Origin of the sequence: Geodermatophilus sp. DSM 44513, assembly GCF_032460525.1 — a bacterium.
In the GTDB taxonomy this organism is placed as follows: Bacteria; Actinomycetota; Actinomycetes; order Mycobacteriales; family Geodermatophilaceae; genus Geodermatophilus.
This window is the reverse complement of record NZ_CP135963.1, coordinates 4,591,524-4,615,368: the sequence shown is the minus strand read 5'-3', so window position 1 is coordinate 4,615,368 and position 23,845 is coordinate 4,591,524. Positions and strand designations below refer to the sequence as shown.

Sequence of the window (23,845 nt, the reverse complement as noted above, 5' to 3'; positions counted from 1 at the left end):
GCGGCTGTGTTGCCCCGGCCCGGCGCTGCTCACCCGCGCCCCCGCCGGGCCCGCAGCGCCGCCAGGGGCTCCCGGACCTCGGGGACACGGGCGACCACGAACCCGAGGAGGGTCGTGACGCCGATGACCACGGTACCGAGCAGCACGGTGGCGAGCGACCCTGCCACCGACGGGTCCAGGGCGTCGTCGGCCAGGGACACCGCGAGCCACCCCAGCAGGCCGGCGAGCGTCGCGACGACGGCCACGCGCAGCACCGGCAGCAGCGTCGTGCGGCTGTCCAGTGACCCCAGGCGGCGGCGCAGCAGCACGTTGCCCAGCACCCAGCCGACGACGTAGGTCAGGCCGGTGACGAGCATCAGGCCGGGCACCACGTCCTCCGGCTGCACCAGCACCGGTACGGCCACCAGCAGCGGCACGCGGACGCCGACCATGCCCAGCTGCAGCAGCGTGGGCGTGCGGGTGTCCTGCATCGCGTAGAACACCCGCAGCTGCAGCAGGGTGACCGCCATCGGCAGCAGCCCGAAGGCGCCGACGGCCAGCGCCAGGCCGATGGTGCGGGCCTCCTCGACGCCGGTGTTCCCGCGGGCGAAGGTCACCACCGCGATCGCCGGGCCGAGCACGGTCAGCGCCGCGCTGACCGGCAGCAGGCCCAGGGCCGACAGCCGGGTGCCCAGCGACAGGTCGCGCACCACGCCGGGGACGTCGGAGCGCGCCGCGGCCCGGCTCATCCGCGGCACCAGCGCGGTCAGCAGGGCCACGCCGATGATCCCGTAGGGCATCTGGAACAGCAGGCTGGCGTTGGCCAGGCCCAGCGACCCCAGCCCGCCGTCCCGCCCGGCGTCGTTGGCGATCCGGGTGGCCACCACGACGCCCACCTGGCTGATCGCCACGTAGCCGACCACCCACAGCCCGAGGGTGCCGATCTCGCGCAGTCCGGTGTCGCGCAGCCCCCAGCGCGGGCGCAGTGGCACGCCGGCCCGGCGCAGCAGCGGCAGCAGCACCAGTGCCTGCACGGCGATGCCCAGCGCGGTGCCGCCGCCGAGCAGCCACACCTGCAGCGGGGTGATGGTCACCGGGGTCAGCTCCCCGGGGCCGGCGGCGGCGAGGAAGAGGAACCCGGTGACGATGACGACCACGTTGTTGAGCACCGGGGCCCAGGCCGGCGGACCGAACACCCCGCGGGAGTTGAGGATCGCCTGGGCCAGGGCGCCGATCCCGTAGAAGACGATCTCCAGGAGCAGGATGCGGGCCAGCCAGGTGGCCAGCCGGTACTGCTCGGGGTCCTCGCCGAGGCCGTACAGCCGGGTCAGCAGCGGCGCGGCGAGCACCGCGAGCGCGGTGACCACGACCAGCCCGAGGACGGCGACGGTGGCCAGGCGCTGGGCGTAGGCGGTGCCGCCGTCGCGGTCCCGCTCCTGGGCGCGGACCAGCAGCGGCACGACCACCGAGGTGAGCACCCCGCCGAGCAGCAGCTCGTAGACGATGTTGGGCAGCGTGTTGGAGGTGTTGTAGGCGTCGCCGACCAGGCCGACGCCCAGCGCCGCGGTGAGCACCATCGTGCGCAGCAGGCCGGTGATGCGGGAGACCAGCGTGGCCACCGCCATCGTGCCGGCGGCGCGCAGGATGCCGCCGCTGGCGCCGGGACGGCCCTCGCGGGCCTCGACCTCCTCGTCGGTCTCGTCCACCCGCCGCGGCACGGCGGGCAGCACCGGGATGAGCTGGGTGTCGTCCGGGCCGGGCACGAAGCGCGACGGCTGCCGGGGCGGGGGCACCGGGGGGAGGTCCCGGACCCGCTGCGCCCGGGGTGGGACCGGGGGCAGCGGCCGCCCGCCCGGCGGCGCCTTGGGGTACGGCGGCGGGGGCAGCGGCAGGGCCGGCGGGGTGACCGGGCCGGGCACGGCGGGCGGGGCCGGGTCGCGCCGGACGCGCTCACCGGACCCGGACTCCGGCCCGCGCGCCGCGGCCGGGGGAGGCGGCACGGGCGGCAGCGGCCGGCGCTGCTGCTCCCCCACCGGACGGTCGCTCACCGGCGGTCCCCGGCGCGGCGGTGGCGGGTCACACCGGGCTCCGCGTCGGCGGCAGCGGGACCCCCGCACCCTCGCGTTCCGGGCCGCCGGGCAGGTCGTCGTCCCCCTCACCGGGCGTGCCGCGGCGGCGGCGCAGCAGGTAGCGCACCAGCCGGCGCAGGAACAGCAGCCCGAGCAGCGCGGCCGCGCCGATGGTGACGACCACGGAGATCGACCCGTAGGCGGTGCTCTGCAGCTGCAGCCGCACCGGTTCCCCCAGCGGGACGCCGTCCGGCGTGGTCAGCGTGGCCGTCACGCTGAACCTCCCCGACTGGCTGACCTCGCTGGGCACCTGCAGGATCGTCCGCTGCTGGGGTTCCAGCACCTGGTCGCTGACGTCGCCCACCGACAGCGCGTTGCCGCGGGTCTGCACCTGCAGCTGCACGCGCAGGGCGAAGGGCAGGTCGTTGAGCACGGTGAGCACCAGCGGCGCGTCGCGGGCGGCGAGGCTGTAGGTGCCCTCGGCCGGGGCGAGCAGCGTGACCCGCTCGAGCAGCCGGGCCGTCGTCGCCCGCACGTCCGCGGCGGCCGCGGCGAAGGCCACCGGGTCGTCCCGCCAGGCCGCCGAGCTGCTGCGCGCGATGGCGGCGTCCCACGGCGCCAGCACCGCGGCCGCGTCGCCGGACACCGCGCCGGCGAGGTCCTCCCGGACGGCGACGGCGGCGGCGACGTCGGCCAGCCCGGCGGGCTCCAGCCCGTCCGGCCCCGACGGCGGCGCCAGCCCGCCGGTGTCGGTGACCGGCCCCTCGCCGAGCCCGGCCACGGTGACCGGCCGCAGCCACGGCTGCCCCGCGGAGGTGGCCATCATGGTGCTGACCGGCACCGGGTCGGCGTCCACCTGGCGGGGCGGGGCGACCAGCACGCTCTGCCCCGCGGGGGCGCTCCCGGCCTGCAGGGCGAGCAGCGCCAGTTCGGCGAGGTGCCGCTGCTCGGCGGCCCGGCCGCCCCCGGGGATCTGCTCCGCCGTGGCCGCGACGTCGCCGAGGACGTCGTCGGCGACCAGGGCCTGCACCGGCTCGCCGGCGGTGGGCAACGTGGTCCGGGCCGCCGCCGGGCCGGTCGCGCCCAGCGCGGCCTCGCCGTCGAGGAGGGCGCCGGGGTCGAGCACGACCTGCCTGATCCCGCCGTCGGCGAGCACGTCCAGGGTGCCCGGGCGCAGCGAGTCGCCGACCGCCCAGGCCAGGTCGGTGCGGGCCTCGACGCCGAGGACCTCCCGCAGGATGCCCGCGCCGGAGGCACCGGCCGCGTCGGCGGCGCCGGGTGCGGCGGGGTCGTCCTGCGCCGTGCCCCCCGGGCTGCCGGGGAGGCTGCGGGTGACCACCTGGGGCAGCCCGGTGGCGGTCAGGGCGTCGGCGTCCACGTCGCCGTAGGGCAGCGCGACCACGGGGTGGTCGGCGGCCAGGGCGCGCAGCCGGTCGAGGAAGGCGGCCGCCTCGTCGGTGCCCTCGCCGCCGTCCGCATCGCCGGCGACGGCGTAGGGACCGGCGGCCATGAGCGCGAGCTCCTCGACCAGGGCGGGGTCGACGGCGAGGGTCACCGGCACCGTCGGCACCGGGTCGCCGCCCTCCGCGGGGACAGACTGCGGCAGACGCTCCAGCGTGGCCAGGACGCGGTCCAGCCGGCCCCCGACCGCGACCTCCCCGGCCAGCTCGTCGTCGACGAAGGTGCCGGAGGCGTCGCGGTGGGTGCGCTCGACCAGCGGCCACAGCCACGCGACGTCCGTCGGCCCGACCGGCGCCACCGGCGGCGCGACCAGCTGGGTGGTCAGCTCCCCGACCCGGCGGCGCTCCCCGTCGGAGCCGATGCCGTTGAGGTTGAGCAGCACCGGGTAGACGCCCTCGGAGCCGATGGCCAGCGCGTCGGTGGTCGTGCTGAGCGTGAAGGGCACCGAGTCCCGCGGCCGCAGCTCGTCGGCGACGTCCTGGAACGGGGTGACGGCGATCGCCGCCGGCTCGGGCCCGTCCGCGGCGGCCTGGAGCTCGGCGCGCGTGGTGAGCGGCTCCCCTCGCTGCAGGCGCACGTCGAGGTCGGTCAGCGTCTCCGTGCCGGTGTTGGTCAGCTCGCCGGCGACGGTCACCGGGACGCCGGGGGTGCCCGGGGCGACGGTGCGCGGCTCGAGCACGGTGAGTCGCACGGCGACCGGACGGTCGTCCGCGGCGGGGGCCGGGTCCTCCGGCGCGGCCGTCGCGGCCGGCGCCAGCGCCACGAGCGGGACGGCGAGCAGCGCGGCCAGCACGCACCCGGCGGCCGACCGCCGGGTGCGTGCTCTGCCTGCCGGTGCGCTCGCCGGCCGGCTCACGCGCTGTCGGCGAGGAGCGCGGGCGCCCGCTCGACCAGTGCGCGCTCGTCGGCGTAGGCCAGCCGTGCGCCGAGCTCGTCGAGGGGCACCCAGGCGACCTCGGTCACCTCGACGTCGGCGTCGGACAGGGCCCCGCCGATGGCGCGCAGCAGGAAGTGGTGCACCGTCTTGTGCACCCGGCGGCCGTCGGCGACGAACCAGAAGTCGATGATGCCCAGCGGGGCGACGACCTCGCCGATGATGCCGGTCTCCTCGGCGACCTCCCGGACGGCGGTGTCCTCGGGGGTCTCGCCCTCCTCGATGTGGCCCTTGGGCAGGGACCACAGCAGCCGCCCGCGGCGGTCGGTGCGGCCGATCAGGGCGGCACGCGGCCCCGTGATGGGGTCGTCGGCCACCACCAGGCCCCCGGCGGAGGTCTCGTCGACCCGGCGCAACCGGCGGCCGGGGCGCCCTCGCCCGCCCGTCCCAGCCATGCCAGGAGGGTAGCGCGAGACACCGCACTACCCTGGACCGTCGTGTCCGGTCAGCCGCAGAGTCCTCCCCGGGACGGCGCCCCCGTGCCGGCCGCCGTCCAGGAGACCGTGCGGCAGCTGGTCGACGTCTCCCCCGTGCTCACCCGGCTGGGGAAGCGCTTCACCGCCGCCGGGCACGAGGTGCACCTGGTCGGCGGGTCGGTGCGCGACGCGCTGCTGGCGGCGGGGTCCGGGGAGCCGCGCGTCCCCGGCGACCTGGACGTGACCACCGACGCCCGGCCCGAGCAGGTGCTCGACCTGCTGCGGGGCCTCGCCAGTTCCACGTGGAACACCGGCATCGCCTTCGGCACGGTCGGCGCCGAGGTCGACGGCGTCCGGCTGGAGATCACCACCTTCCGGGCCGACCGCTACGACCGCGAGTCGCGCAACCCCGAGGTGGCCTGGGGCGACTCGCTCGTCGACGACCTCGCCCGCCGCGACTTCACCGTCAACGCGATGGCGGTCTCGCTAGGCCCCGACCGCACCGTCACCGACCCCTTCGGCGGGCTCGGCGACCTGCTCGCCGGGCGGCTGCGGACGCCGGGGACCGCGGTGGACTCCTTCGCCGACGACCCGCTGCGGATGCTGCGCGCCGTCCGGTTCGTCGCGCAGCTGGGCCTGACCCCCGCCGAGGAGGTGGTCGCCGCGATGACCTCGCTGGCTCCCGAGCTCGGCCGGATCACCCCGGAGCGGGTGCAGGTGGAGCTGTCCAAGACGCTGCTGCAGCACTCCCCGCGGGCGGCGCTGGAGCTGTTCGTCGGCACGGGGCTCGCCGACGTCGTCCTGCCGGAGCTGTCCGCGCTGCGGATGGAGATCGACGAGCACCACCAGCACAAGGACGTCTACACGCACTCGCTGACCGTGCTGGACCAGGCGATCGCCCTGGAGGAGGCCGACCCGGACCACCCGTCGCCGGACCTGGTGCTGCGGCTGGCCGCGCTGCTGCACGACGTCGGCAAGCCGGCCACCCGCCGGCACGAGCCGCGCGGCCGGGTCTCCTTCCACCACCACGAGGTGGTCGGCGCCAAGCTCGTCCGCCGGCGGCTGACCGCGCTGCGCTACCCGAAGGACGTCGTCGAGGCGGTGGCTCGGCTGACCTTCCTGCACCTGCGCTTCCACGGCTACGGCCGCGGTGAGTGGACCGACTCCGCCGTCCGCCGGTACGTGACCGACGCCGGCGAGCTGCTGCCCCGGCTGCACAAGCTGGTGCGCTCGGACTGCACCACCCGCAACCGCCGGCGGGCCGCGGCGCTGGCGGAGACCTACGACTCGCTGGAGCAGCGAATCGCCGAGCTGTCGGCCGCCGAGGACCTCGCGCGGGTCCGCCCGGACCTCGACGGCAACGCGATCATGGCGATCCTGGGCATCCCGCCGGGGCGCGAGGTGGGCGAGGCGTGGACGTTCCTCAAGGAGCTGCGCCTGGAACGCGGCCCGCTGGACCCCGACGAGGCCGAGGCCGAGCTGCGCGCCTGGTGGTCGGCCCGCACCGGAGGCTGAGAGCGCAGGAAACCTCGTTCGCGGGCCTCCGCTGTGGACGACGCCCGCGCGCCGGGTGCTCGACACGGCACTCTCCGCGGGTGCGCCTCCCGCCCATCGACCACCACGGTCAGCAGGTCGCCCCCCGACGCGTCCTGCTGGCACAGGGGAACAGCAACTACCGCCTGCGCACGGCGGTGGCCGCGGGGAGGTGGCAGGAGCCGCTGCCCGGGGTGTTCGTCAGCCACTCGGGTCCGCTGACGCGCATCGAGCGCTGGCACGCGGCGCTGTGTTTCGCGGGCGCAGCCGCCGCCCTCAGCCACCGCAGCGCCCTGGTCGCCTGGCAGGCGCGGGCCGAGGAGCTCACCAACTTGCGGAGGGCGGCGGGAGTCCGCGGCGACTACGCCGTCCCGCAGGAGGGCGGGTTGGTGGAGGTGACCGTGCCGCAGGGTCACCACCTGCGCTCGCGCGGCTTCCTCGTGGTGCACCAGAGCCGCCGCCCGATCGCCGAGGGCGTCGTCGACGGCCTGCGGGTGTGCCCGCCGGCGCGGGCGGCGGTCGACGTCGCAGCCACTGTCGCCCGCCGTCACGACGTCGACCACGTGGTCGCCGACGTCCTGCAGCGGGGCCTGTGCACGGTCGCCGACCTGGAGCGTGAGGCGGCCCTGCTCGGCAGGCGGCTCACCCCTGGGCTGCGCACGGCGGTCGCCGACGCCCGGCGGGGGATGCGATCGGTCGGAGAGGCCGATCTTCGGCGTGCGCTGCTCCTCGCCGGGGTGCCCGAGCCGGAGTGGGGTGCCGCGATCGAGACCCCGTCGGGGACCTTCTTCGTGGACGCCTTCTGGCGGCGCACCCGCGTCGCGGCCGAGGCCGACGGGGCGGCGTTCCACCTGTCCGCGAGTGACTGGAGCTCCGACCTCGGCCGGCAGAACGCCATCCAGGGCGCAGGGGTGCGGCTGTTCCGGTTCCCGGTGCGCCGGCTGCGCACCGAGCCACTCGCCTGTGGCCGCGAGTTGTTGCGTCTCGTCGCCTGAGTGGAGGCTCAGCGCGCAGGAAACCTCGCTCGTGAGCCTCCGGTGAGGGCCGCGGCGAGGAGGTAGGCGGCAGCGACGGCGAGCACCGCGGGCCGGGAGACGCCGTCCGCGGGCAGCAGGAGCGCCGCGACCAGCAGCGCGAGCACGTAGCTGACGTTGACCAGCGTGTCGTAGACGGAGAAAACCCGGCCGCGGACGTCGTCGTCGACGACCTGCTGCAGCGTCGCGTCCACGCAGATCTTCACGCCCTGCCCGAGGAAGCCCAGCACGGCGGCGGCCAGGACGATGCCCACCGGCCGGAACGGCCACGCCAGCACGGCCAGCAGCGGCCCGCCGGTGGCCAGCAGCAGCGTCACCCACCGGGCCCGGCCCAGGCGGCGCACCGCCCGCGGGGTCACCACGGCCGCCAGCAGCGTCCCGGCCGCGCCGGCGGCGACGGCCGCTCCGACGCCGAGCAGCCCCCCGCCGGCCGGGGCGGCGGCGCGCGCGTACAGCAGGGTCATCAGGGTGAGCAGCCCGAAGCACAGCCGGTGCACCGTGACGACGGCCAGCGCGGTGACCGCCGGCGGGCGCGCCCGCAGGTGCCGGACCCCGGCCACCATCCCGGCGAGCACCTGACGGGCGGAGGCCCGGGCCGCGCCGTCGTCCGGCCCGAGGGCGCGGGAGCCGAACCCCGCGGCCACCGCGGCGGCCAGCAGGTAGGGCCCGGCCGCGCCGAGGGTGACCAGCGCGTAGCCGCCGTCCCCGGTGAGGTCGGCGGCCTGCTGCACGGCGATCGCGGTCGCGCCGCCGGCGACCGCGGCCACCGCGCCGGCGGTCGTCGACAGGGCGTTGGCCGGCACCAGGTCACCGGTGGTGTGCGGCAGGGACGCCGACAGCGCCGACAGCACGAAGCGGGCGACGGAGAACAGCAGCAGCCCGGTGACCAGCAGCGGCGCACCGGCGGTGCCGCCGGCCACGAGCAGGGCCAGGACGGCGACCAGGCCGGCGCGCAGCACGCCGGCGTGCACCAGCACCCGCCGCCGGCTCCACCGGTCCAGCCAGACGCCGGCGAACGGACCGACCAGCGACCAGGGCAGCAGCAGGACGGCGAAGCCGGTGGCGACCGCCAGCGGGTCGGCGGCGCGCTGCGGGTCGAACACCAGCGTGCCGGCGAGGGCGGCCTGCAGCACGCCGTCCCCGAACTGCGCGGACAGCCGGGTGGCCAGCAGCCGGCGGAAGCCGCCGGAGGACAGCAGGGTGCGCACGGTCGTTCCCTGCGGCACGCGGTCACCCTACGGTGGCGACCCCTCCACTCCCGGGCGACGACGGGCCGCGCGACCTCCCCCCGTGGGTGTGCCTGCCGCCGCCGGGGGGCGTCGCGGTGGGGCACACTGGTCGGTGATGACTCCCCCGTCCTCGCCCGAACCCGAGCCGGGTCGTCCCGCCCGGCCCGCGACGGGCCGCCGTCGCCGGGACGCCGTCCCCGCGCTCTCGACCGGGGGCCTGGACGACGTCCGCCCCGGGTCGCTGCTCGTCGCGATGCCGGGCCTGACCGACCCGAACTTCGCCGGCGCCGTGGTCTACGTGCTGGACCACAACGAGGGCGGCACGCTCGGCGTGGTGCTCGGGCGGCCCAGCCAGGTCGACATCCGCGACGTGCTGCCGGTCTGGTGCGACCTCGCCGTCGACCCCGGCGTGTTCCACGTGGGCGGCCCGTGCGAGACCGACACCGCCCTGTGCCTGGCCGTGTGTGCTGCCGCGGCGAGCGGGGGCCCGGAGGACGGGTGCGCGCTGCGGCCGGTGGCCGGCGGCGTGCACCTGGTGGACCTCGACGCCGACCCCGACGAGCTGACCGGGCGGGTCCAGGGCCTGCGGGTGTTCGCCGGCTACGCGGGCTGGTCGCGCGGCCAGCTGGCGGGCGAGATCGCCGAGGGGGCCTGGGCGTGCGTGCCCGGCAGTGCGGACGACGTGCTCAGCGAGCTGGCCGGGCCGCAGCTGTGGCGGCGGGTGGTGGGCCGCCAGACCGGCCGCCTGGCGGTGCTGTCCACCGCGCCCGCGGACCCCACGGCCAACTGACCGGCGTGTCCTGCGCTGCGCGCGGGCCCGGGATCTGGTAAGAACACCTCGGGAGGGGCGGTCTGGGGAAGAGGCCGCCCCTCCTGCACGTCCGGCGACAGGCCGGACCGGCCCGTAGGGGCTCCTTCAGAGCCCGACGGTCTCCGCGACGTCGGGGTGCTCGGCGGAGTCCACGGACTCGCCCGCGGCCGGTGGTGTGATCTCCCGCGGCCCGTGGTCGGACAGCGTCACCGTGACCTCGTCGGTCCCGGGCAGCGGCGTGCGGTACTGCACCAGCAGGTCGGTGGACCGGTCGACCGCGACCGACCAGCCGGTCCCCGAGGCGTAGAGCCCGGCCAGCTCCCCGTCGATCGACCGCTCGCCCTGCCAGGTGTAGCCCGCCCCGCGGAAAGCGCCGGCGGGATCGGGTTCCTCGGCGGCGAGGTTGAGCACCACCCGGGCGAGGACGTCGACCAGCGGCGCCTCCCGCGCCACCGACACCGGCCGGCGCACGTAGGAGGCCTCGGGCAGCCCGGCGGCCGCCAGCGCGGTGGCCAGGCCCGGGACGTCGCCGAACCACAGTTCGTCGGCGGTGAAGAACAGCGTGCGGGTGTCGTCGGGCCGGCCGTCGCCGTGCCTGGTCACCGCCTGGGCCCGCCCGGTGCCGCCGGCCAGGTCGACCTCCCCGGTCAGGGTGAGCACGCCGTCCTCGCCGTAGGGCGCCGTGACGACGACGTCCGCGCCGCCCCGCTCGTGGGTGTCGGCCAGCAGCCGGGCCAGCAGGCCGGCCTCGGCCTCGGTGACCGGCGCCCCCTCGAGTCGCTCCTGCGCGCCGCCGCACCCGGCCAGCAGGGCCAGCACCACCAGCGCCGGGAGTAGCGGACGGCGGCGCGCGGGCATGCGGGCAGCCTATTCAGCGGTCCCGGCCCGGACCGCCACCCACACGCAGCGGGCCCGCCCCTCGGCGAGGGACGGGCCCCGGTGCGGTGCTGGAACGGCCTCGCTGCAGGGGCCCGCGCCGAGCTCGCGAGGCGTGGGGGGCAGCGAGGTCCTCTTTCAGCGCTCGGCGTCGCCCCGGATGAAGGCCTCCACGGCGTCGCGGGCCGTGCTGTCGTCGTACTGCACCGGCGGGCTCTTCATGAAGTACGCCGACGCCGACAGGATCGGTCCGCCGATCCCCCGGTCCTTGGCGATCTTCGCGGCGCGGACGGCGTCGATGATGATGCCGGCGGAGTTCGGGGAGTCCCAGACCTCCAGCTTGTACTCCAGGTTCAGCGGCACGTCGCCGAACGCGCGGCCCTCCAGGCGCACGTAGGCCCACTTGCGGTCGGTCAGCCACGGCACGTGGTCCGACGGGCCGATGTGCACGTTGCCCGCGCCCATGTCCCGGTCGACCTGCGAGGTCACCGACTGGGTCTTGGAGATCTTCTTGGACTCCAGCCGCTCGCGCTCGAGCATGTTCTTGAAGTCCATGTTGCCGCCGACGTTGAGCTGCATGGTGCGGTCCAGCTGCACGCCGCGGTCCTCGAACAGCTTGGCCAGCACCCGGTGGGTGATGGTGGCGCCCACCTGGGACTTGATGTCGTCCCCGACGATGGGCACGCCCGCGGCGGTGAACCTCTCCGCCCACTCCGGGGTGCCGGCGATGAACACCGGGAGGGCGTTGACGAAGGCCACGCCGGCGTCGATGGCGCACTGGGCGTAGAACTCCGCGGCCTGCTGCGAGCCCACCGGCAGGTAGCAGACCAGGACGTCGGCCTGCGCCTCGCGGAGTGCTGCGACGACGTCCACCGGCTCCTCGTCGGACTCCTCGACCATCTCGCGGTAGTACCGGCCCAGCCCGTCGAGGGTCGTGCCGCGCTGCACGGTGACGCCTAGCGGGGGGACGTCGCAGATGCTGATGGTGTTGTTCTCGCTGGCCACGATCGCCTCGGACAGGTCGCGGCCGACCTTCTTGGCGTCGACGTCGAACGCCGCGACGAACTGCACGTCGGACACGTGGTACTCGCCGAACCGGACGTGCATGAGGCCGGGGACCGACGCGGTCTCGTCGGCGTCGCGGTAGTAGTGGACTCCCTGCACCAGCGACGCGGCGCAGTTGCCGACGCCGACGACGGCGACCTTGACGGATCCCATGGAGATCTCCTTCTGACCGGGTGCGGTCGGTGGGCACGGACCGGGACGGTCCTGCTGTGGGGGTGGCGGGCGGTGTCGGCCCGCCGGGTCGTGGGGGCGGCTCAGGACCGCGGCGGTGTCCCTGCCGCGGGCGGGCCCCCGGGCTCGGCGCCGTCGTCCCGGGGTCGCTGGCCGTCGGTCAGCTCCCGGTCGATGAGCTCGGCGAGCCACCGGACCTCGCGGTCGACGGAGTCCAGGCCGTGGCGCTGCAGCTCCAGGGTGTAGCGGTCCAGCCGCTCGCGGGTGCGGGCGAGGGAGGCGCGCAGCCCCTCGCGCTGGCGCTCCACGGCGCGCCGGCGGCCCTCGAGGACGCGCAGCCGCACGTCGGCGGCGGTGTGCCGGAAGAAGGCCAGCCGGACGCCGAACAGCCCGCCGTCGTCGTAGGTCTCCGGGCCGGTCTGGCCGACCAGCTCGTGGAAGCGCTCCTTGCCCTCGGCGGTGATCGTGTAGACCACCTTGCCGCGCCGGCCGGTGAGCGGGGGCGCGTCGGCCGGCAGCGGGGCGCGGGGGTCGGGCTCGTCGGTGCTGACGTACCCGGCGGCGTGCAGCCGCTTCAGGGCGGGGTACAGCGACCCGTAGGAGATGCTGCGCAGCCCGCCGAGCACCTGGGCCAGTTGCTTGCGCAGCTCGTAGCCGTGCATGGGCGACTGGTGCAGCAGGCCCAGGATGGCGAACTCGAGCACGCCGCCCTCCCCTCACCACGCTGCGGACCGATGTATCGAGACGATACAACGTCCGGTGTACGGGAGGCACCCGGAGTGGCCGCCGGGGAACGTGCGGGCGTCGCGGGAGGCCTTCCGCCGTCACCCGTGGTGCGTACATTGGCGCCGTGCCCGGACGTCGATCCGTCGTGGACTACGCGCTGCAGCGGCGCGCCGTCCTCGCCGACGTGTACGCCGGCCGCACCGGGCTCTCCGAGGTGTGCGACGCCAGTCCCTACCTCACCCGGGCGGCCCGGTACCACGGTCAGCCGACCGACCTCACCTGCCCGGTGTGCCGCCGGGAACGGCTCACGCTGGTCAGCTACGTCTACGGGGACCGGCTGGGCCCCACGGCCGGCCAGGCGAAGACGCCGGTGGAGCTGGCCCGGATGGACGGGGCGCAGGAGGAGTTCTCCGTCTACGCCGTCCAGGTCTGCCGGGGCTGCGGCTGGAACCACCTGGACTGCTCCTACCTGCTGGGCGCCGAACCGGACCCGGAGCGCCAGCCGCGCCGGTCACGGCGGCGGGCGGCCACCGAGTAGCCGCCACCGGGGGCCGCGGTGCCGCACGAGCCGGCGTCGTGCGTCACACGGGGACACGGAGTGCCCCGCGTGGTCGTTGGGACGGCAGGGTGTCCCCCGGGCAGCGGGCCTCCCCCGCCCGTACAGCTGAAGACGCCACCCTGGGCGCCGGACGACTGCCGGCTGCGCGCCCACCGAGACCTGGACCAGAGAGGGGCCCCGCGTGCCTCCCCACGACGAGACCTCACCGGTCGGGCCGCGCAGCGGCTCGGTCCGCCGTCCGCCGTCCGGTCGCACCGCCGGCGCCTCGGGCGGGGGCGGGCGACCCCCGGTGGGCAGGGGCCGGCCACCGGCCGGCCGCGGGGGGCGGACGACGGCGTCGCGCGGCCGTCCCCCCGCGCGGGGCGCCCGCTCCGGTGGCGGGGTGGCGCGGGCGCGCACCCAGCGCCGCCGGCGCCGGCTGCGGCTCCTCCTCGGGCTGGTGGCCGGCGCGTTCGTGCTGCTCGGCGTGTTCGTCGGCGTCGTCTACGCGACCACCGAGGTGCCCGACCCGAACTCGGTGCAGAACGCGCAGACCACCGTCGTCCACTACTCCGACGGCACCACCGAGATGGCCCGGCTGGGTGCGGAGAACCGCACCAACGTGCCGATCGGCGAGGTCTCCCAGGCCGCCCGCAACGCCGTCCTGGCCGCGGAGAACCGCAGCTTCTACACCGACCCGGGCATCTCGGCGACCGGCATCGTGCGGGCCGCGTGGAACAACCTCACCGGCGGCTCGACGCAGGGCGGCTCGACGATCACCCAGCAGTACGTCGGCCTGTCGTTCCTGGACAACGACGCCACCTACCAGGGGAAGTTCAAGGAGCTCTTCCTGGCCGTCAAGCTGGACAACACGGCCTCCAAGGACGAGATCCTGGAGAGCTACCTCAACGCCATCTACTTCGGCCGCGGCGCCTACGGCATCGAGGCGGCCGCGAACACCTACTTCGGCGTCCCGGCCAGCCAGCTCACCGCCCAGCAGGGCGCCGTGCTCGCCGTGCTGGTCCGCAACCCGACTGTGTACGACCCCGAGAACAACCCGGAGGGGGCGCAGGACCGCTGGGGCCTGGTGCTCGACGGGATGGTCGAGCAGGGCTGGCTGACCGCGGAGGAGCGGGCCGCCTCGGCCTACCCGCCGGTCCTGCCGCGCACCGGCACCAACCTGGGCATCCCCGCGGAGTCCGAGGGCCTGGTCGTGCAGCGCGCCATCGCCGAGCTGGAGGCCAAGGGCTACGACGAGCAGCAGCTGCGGGCCGGTGGCCTGCGGATCACCACCACGGTCGACAAGCGCTACCAGGACGCCGCCGAGGCCGCGGTCGCCGAGGTCATGGACGGCCAGCCGGAGCCCCTGCGCGAGGCGCTCGTGGCGATCGACCCGCGGACCGGCGCGGTGCGCGCCTACTACGGCGGGCCGACCGGTTCCGGCGACGGCGCCGTCGACTACGCCCAGGCGCTGCGCCAGCCCGGCTCCTCGGTCAAGCCCTACGTGCTGGCCACCGCGCTGGAGGACGGCATCGGCGTCAACGCCCGGCGCGACGGCTCCTCGCCGAAGACCTTCCCGGACCGTCCGGGCCTGCCGGTGAGCAACTCCGGCGGCGCCTCCTGCGGCGCCTGCACGCTGCGGGAGGCGATGACCCGCTCGCTGAACACCACCTACTACGGGCTGGCCTACGAGGTCGGCCCCGAGCGGGTGCGGCAGAACATCCTGGCGGCGACCGGCCTGCCCGAGACCTGGCCCGACGAGCCGGCCTTCGGCGACCTCGCCGGCGAGAACACGCTCGCCGACACCGAGACCGGCGCGGCCGGCGGCTCGATCGGGATCGGCCAGTACGAGATGCGCCCGATCGACCAGGCGCACGGGTTCGCCACGCTGGCCAACGGCGGCGTCGAGCACGAGCCGTTCTTCGTCTCGCGGGTGACCGACAGCCAGGGCGCGGTGCTGCTGGACTACGCCGGTGACGCCGGCGACCAGGTGTTCGCCGCCGACGTGGTCAACGACACCACGTACGCGATGACCGACGTCGCCGCGTACTCCCGCCGCGCGCTGGACGGCGGCCGGGAGGTGGCCAGCAAGACCGGCACCCAGGGCCAGGGCGCGGACAACTCCGACGCCTGGATGGTGGGCTTCACCCCCTCGATCGCCACGGCGGTGTGGATGGGCAACGACTCGCCGGCCAACCCGGTCGAGGACGCCCGGGGCCGCCCCGTCTACGGCTCGGGCCTGCCCGGCGCCATCTGGCAGACGTTCATGGACACCGTGCTCGAGGGCACGCCGGAGGAGGACCTGCCCGACCGGGCGCTCATCCGCGGGGACACCGGCCAGGGCGTGCCCGCACCGGCACCCGAGCCCGCGCCCGCCCCGGTGACCACCCGGCCGACGCAGCCGGCACCGGTCACGGGCCAGGACGACGCCACCCCGACGCCCACCCCCACGCCCAGCGCGACGGCCGTCCCCACGCCCACCGCGACGCCCCCGACCGCCCCGACGCCGGTGTCCCCGCCGGTCGCCCCCGGGACCAGCGCCGGCGCCGGCCGGCCGGACACCCCGGGTCGGGAGGACGCGCAGGGCCGGGAGGACGCGCAGCAGACACCGGGCGGCTGAGCCGACCGGGGACACTCTGCGCGTGAGCACCGACCGCACCGTCCCGCCCGCACCGGTGGGCGGGACGGTCGGCCCGGCGTCCCCGCACCGGCCCGACCGCGTCGTCCCCAGCTGGACCGACCCCGTCGTGGCCCAGGCCAGCGAGGCGGTGGGCGGCCCGTGGGGACGGCACGCCGTCGTCGGACGGGCGTCGTTCTGGACCCCGCTGCGGGTGTGCCTGCTGTTCACCACCGCCGTGCTGGGGGTGGCCTGGCTCAAGCAGGTGCCGTGCTCCGACGGGGACTGGACCGGCTCCGTGCAGTACACCCACCTCTGCTACTCCGACCCGGTGCCGCTGTTCGGCGTCTACGGGCAGGGGGACGGCGCGCTGCCCTACCTCGACGCCCGGGTGGAGTACCCGGTGCTCACCGGCGCGGTGATGGCGCTGGCCGCGTGGCTGTCGGGCGGGTACGACGCGCTGGCGGCCGCGGTGGGCCTGCCCGCCGTCCCGCCGGTGCAGAGCTACACGGTCGTCACCGCGCTGCTGATGGCGGTGTGCGCGCTGGTCGTCACCCGCGCCGTCCTGCCGCTCACCGGGCGCCGGCCGTGGGACACCGCGATGGTGGCGCTGTCCCCCGTCCTGCTCGTCTACGCGTTCAACAACTGGGACCTGGTGGCCGTCGCGCTGACCGCGCTGGCGCTGTGGGCGTGGGCCCGCGAGCGGCCGGTGCTCGCCGGCGCGCTCCTGGGGCTGGGCGTGGCCGCGAAGCTGTACCCGCTGCTGGTCCTGGGCGCGCTGTTCCTGCTGTGCCTGCGGGCCGGGGCGCTCGGGACCTGGCTGCGGGCGGCGGCTGCGGCGGCGGGGGCGTGGCTGGTGGTCAACGTGCCGGTGGCCCTGGCCGCACCGGAGAACTGGGGCTGGTTCTTCGCCTTCAGCCGGCAGCGGCCGGCCAACCCGGAGTCGATCTGGAACGTCCTGCTCACCGCGACCGGCGAGCGGGTGCTGGACGGGCCGCTGGCCGAGGGGCAGACGCCGTCGGTGCTCAACGCGGTCGTGGCCGTGCTGCTGGTCGCGCTGGCCGCCTGGGTCGCCTGGCTGGTGCTCTCCGCCCCGGTGCGGCCCCGGGTGGCGCAGGTCGCGTTCCTGCTGGTCGCCGGCTTCCTGCTGCTCAACAAGGTCTACAGCCCGCAGTACGCGCTGTGGTTGCTGCCGCTGGCGGTGCTGGCCCGGCCGCGCTGGCGCTCGCTGCTGGTCTGGCAGTCCAGCGAGGCCCTGGTGTGGGTCATGACGATGCTGTACTACCTCGGCACGCAGAACCGCGGTGTCGAGGTGGAGTGGTTCTTCACCGCCGTCCTGCTGCGCGACGCGGTCCTGGTGGCACTGATGGCGCTGGTGGCCCGGGAGGTGCGGCGGCCGGACGAGGACGTCGTGCGCACCAGCTGGCCCGGCGTCGACGACCCGGCCGGCGGGGTGCTGGACGGGGCTCCGGACGCGGTGACACTGCGATCCTCCGGATCGCACCGCGGCCAGGTGCCGTCCCCGACCTGAGCGGAGCCGCTGCCCGTGTCCCGGTCGGGGGACCCTGCGGGCCCCCGCGACCGGTCCACCGCGGCCAGGTGCCCTCCCCGTTCCACGTGGAACCGCTCAGGACAGGGCGCTCCTGAGCAGGGCGACCTCCCCGGCGTGGTCCGCCGCGTCGCCGGGGGTCTCCAGGACGACCGGGGCGTCCGCGGCGCGGGCCACCTCGAGCAGCAGCTCGACCGGGATCTCGCCGTCGGCCAGCGGGGCGTGCCGGTCGCGGCTGGAACCCCGCGGGTCGCGGCTGTTGTTCAGGTGCACCAGGTCGATGCGCCCGGTGGTGGCCCGGACGTCGTCCACCGCCGTGGCGAGGTCCCAGCCGGCGGCCCAGGCGTGGCAGGTGTCGAGCACGAACCCGGCGCCGAACCCGCCGACCGCCTCCCACAGCCGGGCGAGGGCGTCGAGGTCGCGGGCCATGGCGTTGCCCCCACCGGCGGTGTTTTCGATGAGCAGCGGGAGGGGGAAGCCGCCGTCCTCGGCCTGCCGGGCGAAGGTCTTGCGCCAGTTGTCGACGCCGGCGGCCGGGTCGTCGGTGCCCAGGACGTGACCGCCGTGCACCACCATGCCGCGGGCGCCGACGGCCGCGGCCAGCTGCGCGTGCTGGGTGAGGGTCTTGCGGCTGGGGATGCGGATCCGGTTGTTCGTCGAGGCCACGTTCAGGACGTAGGGGGCGTGCACGAACAGCGCCGTGTCGCCGGCCAGGAGCGCCTGCTCCTCGGGTGACAGCTTCGGTGCCTTCCACCCCTGCGGGTCGCCGAGGAAGAACTGCACGCCGTCGGCGTCCATCTCCGCGGCCCGGGTCAGCGGGCCGCCGCCGTCCATCCCGCCGTCCTGGGTGAGGCCGGGGCCGACGTGCACGCCGATCGGGTGAGCTGCCACCCGACCGAGCCTAGGAGGCCCCGGTGACCGGGCGGGACGGGGCTGCGGGCGCTGGTAGGCTGGCCCAAGCGCGTTCCCTCGGTGTCGTCACCGGGTGGGGCGCGCGACGCGTGTACGACCCTCCTGCTGCAGATCGACTGCAGCCGCCTGAGACCAGAGGAGGTGGGGTTCTCCGTGCGTCGCTACGAACTGATGGTCATCCTCGACCCCGACCTGGAGGAGCGCACGATCGCGCCCTCCCTCGACCGGTTCCTGACCGTCGTCACCAACTCCGGTGGCACCGTCAAGACCGAGATCTGGGGCCGCCGCCGGCTGGCCTACGAGATCGACAAGCAGGCCGAGGGCATCTACGCCATCGTCGACATCCAGGCCACGCCCGCCGCGGTGGCCGAGCTCGACCGGCAGCTGAACCTCAACGAGTCGGTCCTGCGCACCAAGCTGATGCGGCCCGAGGCCCACTGACCATGGCCGGCGAGACCGTCATCACCGTCATCGGCAACCTCACGTCGGACCCGGAGCTGCGCTTCACGCCCTCCGGTGCCGCGGTCGCCAACTTCACCGTGGCCTCCACGCCGCGGACCTTCGACCGCCAGTCGCAGGAGTGGAAGGACGGCGAGGCGCTCTTCCTGCGCTGCAACGTGTGGCGGCAGGCGGCGGAGAACGTCGCCGAGTCGCTCACCCGCGGGTCGCGCGTCCTCGTCTCCGGCCGGCTCAAGCAGCGGTCGTTCGAGACCAAGGAAGGCGAGAAGCGCACCGTCGTCGAGCTCGAGGTCGACGAGATCGGCCCCTCGCTCCGCTACGCCACCGCCAAGGTCACCAAGGCCTCGCGCGGTGAGGGCGGCGGCGGTGGCGGCTTCGGCGGCGGTGGCGGTGGCGGCTTCGGTGGGGGCGGCGGGTCCAGCGACCCGTGGTCCACCCCGGCCCCGTCGTCCGACGAGCCCCCCTTCTAAGAGGACCCCTCTGCCCCCCGCACCTCGCTGACGCTCGGCGCGGGGCCCTGCAGCGGGGCCGGTTCCATACCGTCACTTCCTGGAGAACCCAGTGCCCAAGCCCCCCGTCCGGAAGCCCAAGAAGAAGGTCTGCCAGTTCTGCAAGGACAAGGCGACCTACGTCGACTACAAGGACACGACCCTGCTGCGGAAGTTCATCTCCGACCGCGGCAAGATCCGTGCCCGCCGCGTGAGCGGCAACTGCAGCCAGCACCAGCGGGACGTCGCCGTGGCCGTGAAGAACAGCCGCGAGATGGCCCTGCTGCCCTACACCTCCACGGCGCGCTGACCATGACCACCCAGAAGCTCATCCTGACGCAGGAGGTCACCGGTCTCGGGTCCTCCGGTGACACCGTGGAGGTCAAGGGCGGGTACGCCCGCAACTACCTCCTGCCCCGCGGCCTGGCCATCAAGGCCACCCGCGGTGCCGAGAAGCAGGTCGAGTCGCTGCGCCGGGCGCGGGCCACCCGCGAGGTGCGCTCGCTCGAGGAGGCGCAGGCCGTGGCCGGGCGCCTGTCCGGCCTGACCGTGCGGGTGCCGGCGCGTGCCGGTGAGGGCGGCCGGCTGTTCGGCCGCATCACCACCGCCGACGTCGTCAACGCCGTGACCGCCGCCGGCGGCCCCGAGCTCGACCGGCGCCGGGTGGAGCTGCCCAGCAGCATCAAGACCACCGGCCAGCACACGGTCACCGTGCGGGTCCACTCCGAGGTGACCACCCAGCTGGCCATCGAGGTCGTCCCCGGCTGAGGCCTGGCCCGTCCCCGGGACGGGAGCACGCGCTGCCTGCCTGCGAGGGGCGCCGGACCCTGGTCCGGCGCCCCTCGCCGCGTCTCCGGACCGGAGCGTGTGCGCTGGGGCCTCGGTCGAGCGGCGGCACCGGGGCTTCGGCGCACACGCTCGGCCCCCTCAGTCGCCCGTGGCGCCGCCGTGCCCACCCCCTGTGGACGTGGGACCGCTGGGGCACCTGCGCAACCTCCGCGACACGAGACGTACGCCACCGGCTTTTCTGGCGGATTTCTCCCGTCCACACCCGGTGGGTGGCCCCCGTGCAGGTCAGACGCGGGATCCGGGGGACGGCGCGGCGGTGTCCCCCGCTGTCTCCACACGTCGACACGTCTGTGTCCACCGACTTGTCCACAAGTTGTGCAGAAGCCCGTGCACACCGGTGTTGGACGGGGCCCCCTCGTGCTTCCTACCGTCGTCCCCAGCTCCTGACGTGCCGAACTGTCGGTCCCTCCCGGTAGGAACGACCCGAACAGGCGTTCGAGTCAGGTGTACAGCGTGCTGGTGCTCCCCCACCAGGCCCCGGCGGTCCCGCCCGGGCCGGTGCGCGGGTGCGCCGTGAGTGGATGGAGGACCTCCCCGTGGCGGTGGCCGACGACTTCAGCCGACCGACCCCGACGGCGCCGGCGTACGACCGGCAGCCGCCGCAGGACGTCGCGGCGGAGCAGTCGGTGCTCGGCGGCATGCTGCTGAGCAAGGACGCGATCGCCGACGTGGTCGAGGTGCTGTCCGGCACGGACTTCTACCGGCCGGCGCACCAGGTGATCTTCGACTGCGTCCTCGACCTCTACGGGCGGGGCGAGCCGGCCGACGCGATCACCGTGGCCGCCGAGCTCAACCGCACCGACCAGCTGTCCAAGATGGGCGGCGCGGTCTACCTGCACACCCTGATCCAGTCCACGCCGACCGCGGCCAACGCCGGCTACTACGCCGCCATCGTCGCCGAGCAGGCGGTGCTGCGGCGGCTGGTGGAGGCCGGCACCCGCGTGGTGCAGCTGGGCTACGGCGCGGCCGGTGGCAAGGGCGACGTCGACGACATCGTCGACCGCGCCCAGCAGGAGATCTACGACGTCACCGAGAAGCGCATGAGCGAGGACTACTCGCGCCTCGAGGACGTGCTGCAGCCGACGATGGACGAGCTGGACGCCATCGCCTCCCGCGGCGGTACCGCCCGCGGCGTGCCCACCGGCATCCGCGACCTCGACGAGCTCACCAACGGCCTGCAGGGCGGCCAGATGGTCGTCATCGCGGCCCGTCCCGGCGTGGGCAAGGCCCTGGCGCTGGACACCCCGATCGCGACCCCCACGGGGTGGACGACGATGGGTGAGGTCGCTGTCGGTGACCGGGTGATGGGCGCGGACGGCCGGCCGACGACGGTCGTGGCCGCCACCGGGGTGATGACCGGCCGCCCCTGCTACGAGGTGCACTTCTCCGACGGGTCGGTGCTCGTCGCCGACGCCGCGCACCAGTGGCTGACCGAGACCCGGGGCGGCGGCCGATCGGGCGTCCCCGGGGTCCGCACCACCGAGGAGATCGCACGGACGCTGAACGACGCCGGTGGGCCTGCCCACGCCGTCACGGTGGCCGCGCCGCTGGTCCTGCCCGAGACACCACTGGATCCGCCGCCGTACGCGGTCGGCGTGCAGCTCGGCGCGCCGTCCGCGGCCGAGTGGGCCGAGCTGGACCCCGAGATCGCCATGTACGCGCACGGCGAGGTCGGAGCGTCGACGGACGGGTCCGCGCTGGCTGCCGTCGCGCACGCCGGGCGGATCCCGGCCGGCCACCTGCGGGCCTCGATCGCGCAGCGGCGAGCCCTGCTGGCCGGTCTCCTGGACGCCGGCGGGACCGTGTCGGACTCCGGGACGGTGCAGCTCGTCGTCCCGCAGCCCGGCCTGTGCGACGACGTGTGCGAGCTGGTCACGAGCCTCGGCCACCACGTACAGGTGAGCGGCGACGGGGAGGTGGCCTTCAGCACCGACGACGAGGTCTTCTGGCTGCAGCGCAAGCAGCTCGCGCACAAGGGACACCGCACCGGCGGCTCGCCCCACCGCGAGGTCCGCTTCGTCACTGACGTCCGGCGGATCGACAGCGTGCCGGTGCGCTGCATCCAGGTCGACGCGGCGGATTCGCTCTTCCTCGCCGGGCGCAGCTTCATCCCGACGCACAACTCCACGCTCGGGCTGGACATCGCCCGGTCGGCGACGGTCAAGCACCAGCTGGCCACCTGCATCTTCTCGCTGGAGATGAGCAAGCACGAGATCACCATGCGGCTGCTGTCGGCGGAGGCGAAGGTGCCGCTGCACCACATGCGGGCCGGCACGCTGTCGGACGAGGACTGGTCGCGGCTGGCCCGCCGGATGGGGGAGATCGCCGACGCCCCGCTCTACATCGACGACTCGCCGAACATGACGATGATGGAGATCCGGGCCAAGGCGCGGCGGCTCAAGCAGCGCAACGACCTCAAGCTGGTGGTGATCGACTACCTGCAGCTCATGACGTCGGGCAAGCGCGTCGAGAGCCGCCAGCAGGAGGTCTCGGAGTTCTCCCGCGCGCTCAAGCTGCTGGCCAAGGAACTGGACGTCCCGGTCATCGCGATGAGCCAGTTGAACCGCGGGTCCGAGCAGCGCCAGGACAAGAAGCCGATGCTTTCCGACCTCCGCGAGTCCGGTTGCCTGACCGCCGACACGCGCGTCCTGCGCGCCGACACGGGCGCTGAGGTGACCATCGGAGAGTTGGTCGAGACCGGCGCCAGGGACGTCCCGGTGTGGGCGCTGGACGACGGGCTGCGGTACGTGCGCCGGCACCTCACCCACGCTTTCTCCACCGGGCGCAAGCCGGTGCTCCAGCTCACCACGTCCTCGGGCAAGACCGTGCGGGCCACGGCCAACCACCCGTTCCTGACCTACGACGGGTGGCGGCCACTCGGTGAGCTCACCGCAGGTGACCGCATCGCCGTGCCGCGGCACGTGCCCGCGCCGGACCGGATGACCGTCTGGGAGGACGAGAAGGTCGTCCTGCTCGCCCACATGATCGGCGATGGCAGCGTCGTCAGACGACAGCCGCTGCGCTACGCCTCCGTCGACGAGGCGAACCTGCGCGCGGTGACGACCGCGGCGCTGCACTTCGGTGTCATCGCGGTGCGCGACGAGTACGCCGCTGCCCGGTGCACCACGCTGCGCCTGCCGGCGCCCTTCCGGCTCACCCATGGCCGACGCAACCCGATCGCGGCCTGGTTCGACGAGCTCGGGCTGTTTGGCCTGCGGAGTCACGAGAAGTTCGTGCCCGAGCCGGTGTTCTCGCTCCCCAAGAGCCAGATCGCGCTCTTCCTGCGCCACCTGTGGGCCACCGACGGTTCCGTCACGGTCACCAAGAACGGTCGCGGCGGGCGCGTGTACTACGCGTCGACCAGCCGCCGGCTCGTCGACGGTGTCTCACGGCTGCTGCTGCGCTTCGGCATCTCCTGCCGCATTCGCCGGACGCGCAAGAGCGGCTACCGGGACGGCTGGACCCTGGACGTCAGTGGCTGCGACGACCAGCGCCGGTTCCTCGGCGAGATCGGCGTCCACGGTGCCCGGGGGGTGGCCGCGGAGCAGTTGCTCGCGATCGTCCGGGACCTCACGGCAGGATCCAAGGCCGACACCGTGCCACCTGAAGTGTGGAACCGCGTTCGCACGGTGCTGGAGGAACGGGGTGTGAGCCACCGGGCCTTCGCTGCGGCCATGGGGTCTTCCCTTGACGACTCACGGTGGGGGAGGCATGCCCTCAGTCGGGAACGCCTCGGCCGTATCGCGGCCGTCCTCGGCGACGCGCAGTTGGAGATTCATGCAGTGAATGACGTCTACTGGGATCGAATCGTCTCCGTGGAAAAGGGAGCCGAGGAGGAGGTCTACGACGCCACCGTGCTCGGGACTCACAATTTCGTGGCCGACGGAATCGTCGTCTCGAACAGTATCGAGCAGGACGCCGACATGGTCATGATGATCCACCGCGAGGACATGTACGAGAAGGAGTCACCGCGGGCCGGCGAGGCCGACATCATGCTGGTGAAGCACCGCAACGGCCCCACGGCGAACGTCACGGTCGCCTTCCAGGGCCACTACAGCCGCTTCGTCGACATGGCCAACTGACCCCTCGGCTGTGGGTCCGACGGGGTCCGGTTCGCCCTCGACGAGGG

General features: G+C 74.9%; 19 protein-coding genes. 11 read left to right on the top strand and 8 right to left on the bottom strand.

Annotation, left to right across the window (positions count from 1 at the left end; genetic code table 11):
* Window positions 1–29: 29 nt before the first annotated feature.
* From murJ to RTG05_RS22190, 3 genes are read right to left on the bottom strand one after another with little or no spacing between them, the layout of a single operon-like run.
* Entirely contained in the window at window positions 30–2,027 is a 1,998-nt protein-coding gene (murJ, locus tag RTG05_RS22200; protein WP_166526915.1) for a murein biosynthesis integral membrane protein MurJ, read from the bottom strand.
* Window positions 2,028–2,055: 28 nt separating this feature from the next.
* A complete protein-coding gene (locus RTG05_RS22195; RefSeq protein WP_315912150.1) occupies window positions 2,056–4,365 on the bottom strand; it encodes a DUF6049 family protein in 2,310 nt (769 codons plus the stop codon).
* Complete coding sequence (locus tag RTG05_RS22190; RefSeq protein WP_166526913.1) at window positions 4,362–4,838, bottom strand: NUDIX hydrolase; 477 nt, start codon at window positions 4,836–4,838, stop codon at window positions 4,362–4,364. Before RTG05_RS22190 ends, RTG05_RS22195 begins: the two co-directional genes overlap by 4 nt.
* Window positions 4,839–4,880: 42 nt before the next feature.
* On the opposite strand from RTG05_RS22190, the gene RTG05_RS22185 reads away from it, so the two are divergent.
* Window positions 4,881–6,374 carry a CCA tRNA nucleotidyltransferase gene (locus RTG05_RS22185; RefSeq protein ID WP_315912149.1) on the top strand — a complete coding sequence of 498 codons (1,494 nt, stop codon included), beginning with the start codon at window positions 4,881–4,883 and terminating at the stop codon, window positions 6,372–6,374.
* An 80-nt stretch (window positions 6,375–6,454) separates the two neighbouring features.
* Window positions 6,455–7,387 (top strand): putative endonuclease domain-containing protein, encoded by a 933-nt coding sequence (locus tag RTG05_RS22180; RefSeq protein ID WP_166526912.1) that lies wholly within the window; start codon window positions 6,455–6,457, stop codon window positions 7,385–7,387.
* A gap of 8 nt (window positions 7,388–7,395) precedes the next feature.
* Here RTG05_RS22180 and RTG05_RS22175 read toward each other — a convergent pair whose 3' ends face one another.
* Window positions 7,396–8,652, bottom strand: a complete 1,257-nt coding sequence (locus tag RTG05_RS22175) for an MFS transporter (protein ID WP_166526911.1) — start codon at window positions 8,650–8,652, stop codon at window positions 7,396–7,398.
* Window positions 8,653–8,770: 118 nt separating this feature from the next.
* Here RTG05_RS22175 and RTG05_RS22170 point away from each other — a divergent pair, with 118 nt between their 5' ends.
* Window positions 8,771–9,445, top strand: coding sequence for a YqgE/AlgH family protein (locus RTG05_RS22170; RefSeq protein WP_166526910.1), 675 nt, complete (start codon window positions 8,771–8,773; stop codon window positions 9,443–9,445).
* A 126-nt stretch (window positions 9,446–9,571) separates the two neighbouring features.
* On the opposite strand, the gene RTG05_RS22165 is transcribed toward RTG05_RS22170, so the two are convergent.
* The 3 genes from RTG05_RS22165 to RTG05_RS22155 form a co-directional block, all read right to left on the bottom strand.
* Window positions 9,572–10,324, bottom strand: a complete 753-nt coding sequence (locus tag RTG05_RS22165) for a hypothetical protein (protein WP_166526909.1) — start codon at window positions 10,322–10,324, stop codon at window positions 9,572–9,574.
* Between the two features lie 156 nt (window positions 10,325–10,480).
* On the bottom strand, window positions 10,481–11,560 hold the full coding sequence (locus tag RTG05_RS22160; RefSeq protein ID WP_166526908.1) for an inositol-3-phosphate synthase: 1,080 nt from the start codon (window positions 11,558–11,560) through the stop codon (window positions 10,481–10,483).
* Between the two features lie 101 nt (window positions 11,561–11,661).
* The gene (locus RTG05_RS22155; RefSeq protein WP_166526907.1) at window positions 11,662–12,282 is read right to left on the bottom strand and encodes a PadR family transcriptional regulator; all 621 of its coding nucleotides are present in this window, start codon (window positions 12,280–12,282) and stop codon (window positions 11,662–11,664) included.
* A gap of 146 nt (window positions 12,283–12,428) precedes the next feature.
* Between RTG05_RS22155 and RTG05_RS22150 the strand changes: the two genes are divergently transcribed.
* From RTG05_RS22150 to RTG05_RS22140, 3 genes are all read left to right on the top strand, one after another.
* Window positions 12,429–12,842, top strand: a complete 414-nt coding sequence (locus tag RTG05_RS22150; protein WP_315912148.1) for a DUF5318 family protein — start codon at window positions 12,429–12,431, stop codon at window positions 12,840–12,842.
* Window positions 12,843–13,245: 403 nt separating this feature from the next.
* Window positions 13,246–15,462 carry a transglycosylase domain-containing protein gene (locus RTG05_RS22145; protein ID WP_315912147.1) on the top strand — a complete coding sequence of 739 codons (2,217 nt, stop codon included), beginning with the start codon at window positions 13,246–13,248 and terminating at the stop codon, window positions 15,460–15,462.
* A 22-nt stretch (window positions 15,463–15,484) separates the two neighbouring features.
* Window positions 15,485–16,990, top strand: a complete 1,506-nt coding sequence (locus tag RTG05_RS22140) for a glycosyltransferase family 87 protein (protein ID WP_315912146.1) — start codon at window positions 15,485–15,487, stop codon at window positions 16,988–16,990.
* A 96-nt stretch (window positions 16,991–17,086) separates the two neighbouring features.
* Here the strand turns inward: RTG05_RS22140 and RTG05_RS22135 are convergent, their stop codons facing one another.
* Window positions 17,087–17,899 (bottom strand): deoxyribonuclease IV, encoded by an 813-nt coding sequence (locus tag RTG05_RS22135; protein ID WP_208104717.1) that lies wholly within the window; start codon window positions 17,897–17,899, stop codon window positions 17,087–17,089.
* Window positions 17,900–18,073: 174 nt separating this feature from the next.
* Between RTG05_RS22135 and rpsF the strand changes: the two genes are divergently transcribed.
* The 5 genes from rpsF (at window position 18,074) to RTG05_RS22110 (ending at window position 23,798) form a co-directional block, all read left to right on the top strand.
* Complete coding sequence (gene rpsF, locus RTG05_RS22130) at window positions 18,074–18,361, top strand: 30S ribosomal protein S6 (RefSeq protein ID WP_166526906.1); 288 nt, start codon at window positions 18,074–18,076, stop codon at window positions 18,359–18,361.
* Window positions 18,362–18,363: 2 nt separating this feature from the next.
* A complete protein-coding gene (locus RTG05_RS22125) occupies window positions 18,364–18,849 on the top strand; it encodes a single-stranded DNA-binding protein (RefSeq protein ID WP_166526905.1) in 486 nt (161 codons plus the stop codon).
* 91 nt (window positions 18,850–18,940) lie between these two features.
* Complete coding sequence (gene rpsR / locus RTG05_RS22120) at window positions 18,941–19,177, top strand: 30S ribosomal protein S18 (RefSeq protein WP_166526904.1); 237 nt, start codon at window positions 18,941–18,943, stop codon at window positions 19,175–19,177.
* A 2-nt stretch (window positions 19,178–19,179) separates the two neighbouring features.
* Entirely contained in the window at window positions 19,180–19,635 is a 456-nt protein-coding gene (rplI, locus tag RTG05_RS22115; RefSeq protein WP_166526903.1) for a 50S ribosomal protein L9, read from the top strand.
* A 602-nt stretch (window positions 19,636–20,237) separates the two neighbouring features.
* On the top strand, window positions 20,238–23,798 hold the full coding sequence (locus RTG05_RS22110; protein WP_166526902.1) for a replicative DNA helicase: 3,561 nt from the start codon (window positions 20,238–20,240) through the stop codon (window positions 23,796–23,798).
* The last annotated feature ends 47 nt before the right edge of the window (window positions 23,799–23,845 follow it).

Excerpts from the sequence above, each read along its gene's own strand:
- RTG05_RS22190 (WP_166526913.1), bottom strand. The coding sequence starts at position 4,838 with ATGGCTGGGACGGGCGGGCGAGGGCGCCCCGGCCGCCGGTTGCGCCGG.
- RTG05_RS22170 (WP_166526910.1), top strand. The coding sequence starts at position 8,771 with ATGACTCCCCCGTCCTCGCCCGAACCCGAGCCGGGTCGTCCCGCCCGG.
- RTG05_RS22165 (WP_166526909.1), bottom strand. The coding sequence starts at position 10,324 with ATGCCCGCGCGCCGCCGTCCGCTACTCCCGGCGCTGGTGGTGCTGGCC.
- RTG05_RS22160 (WP_166526908.1), bottom strand. The coding sequence starts at position 11,560 with ATGGGATCCGTCAAGGTCGCCGTCGTCGGCGTCGGCAACTGCGCCGCG.
- RTG05_RS22125 (WP_166526905.1), top strand. The coding sequence starts at position 18,364 with ATGGCCGGCGAGACCGTCATCACCGTCATCGGCAACCTCACGTCGGAC.
- rplI (WP_166526903.1), top strand. The coding sequence starts at position 19,180 with ATGACCACCCAGAAGCTCATCCTGACGCAGGAGGTCACCGGTCTCGGG.
- RTG05_RS22110 (WP_166526902.1), top strand. The coding sequence starts at position 20,238 with ATGGAGGACCTCCCCGTGGCGGTGGCCGACGACTTCAGCCGACCGACC.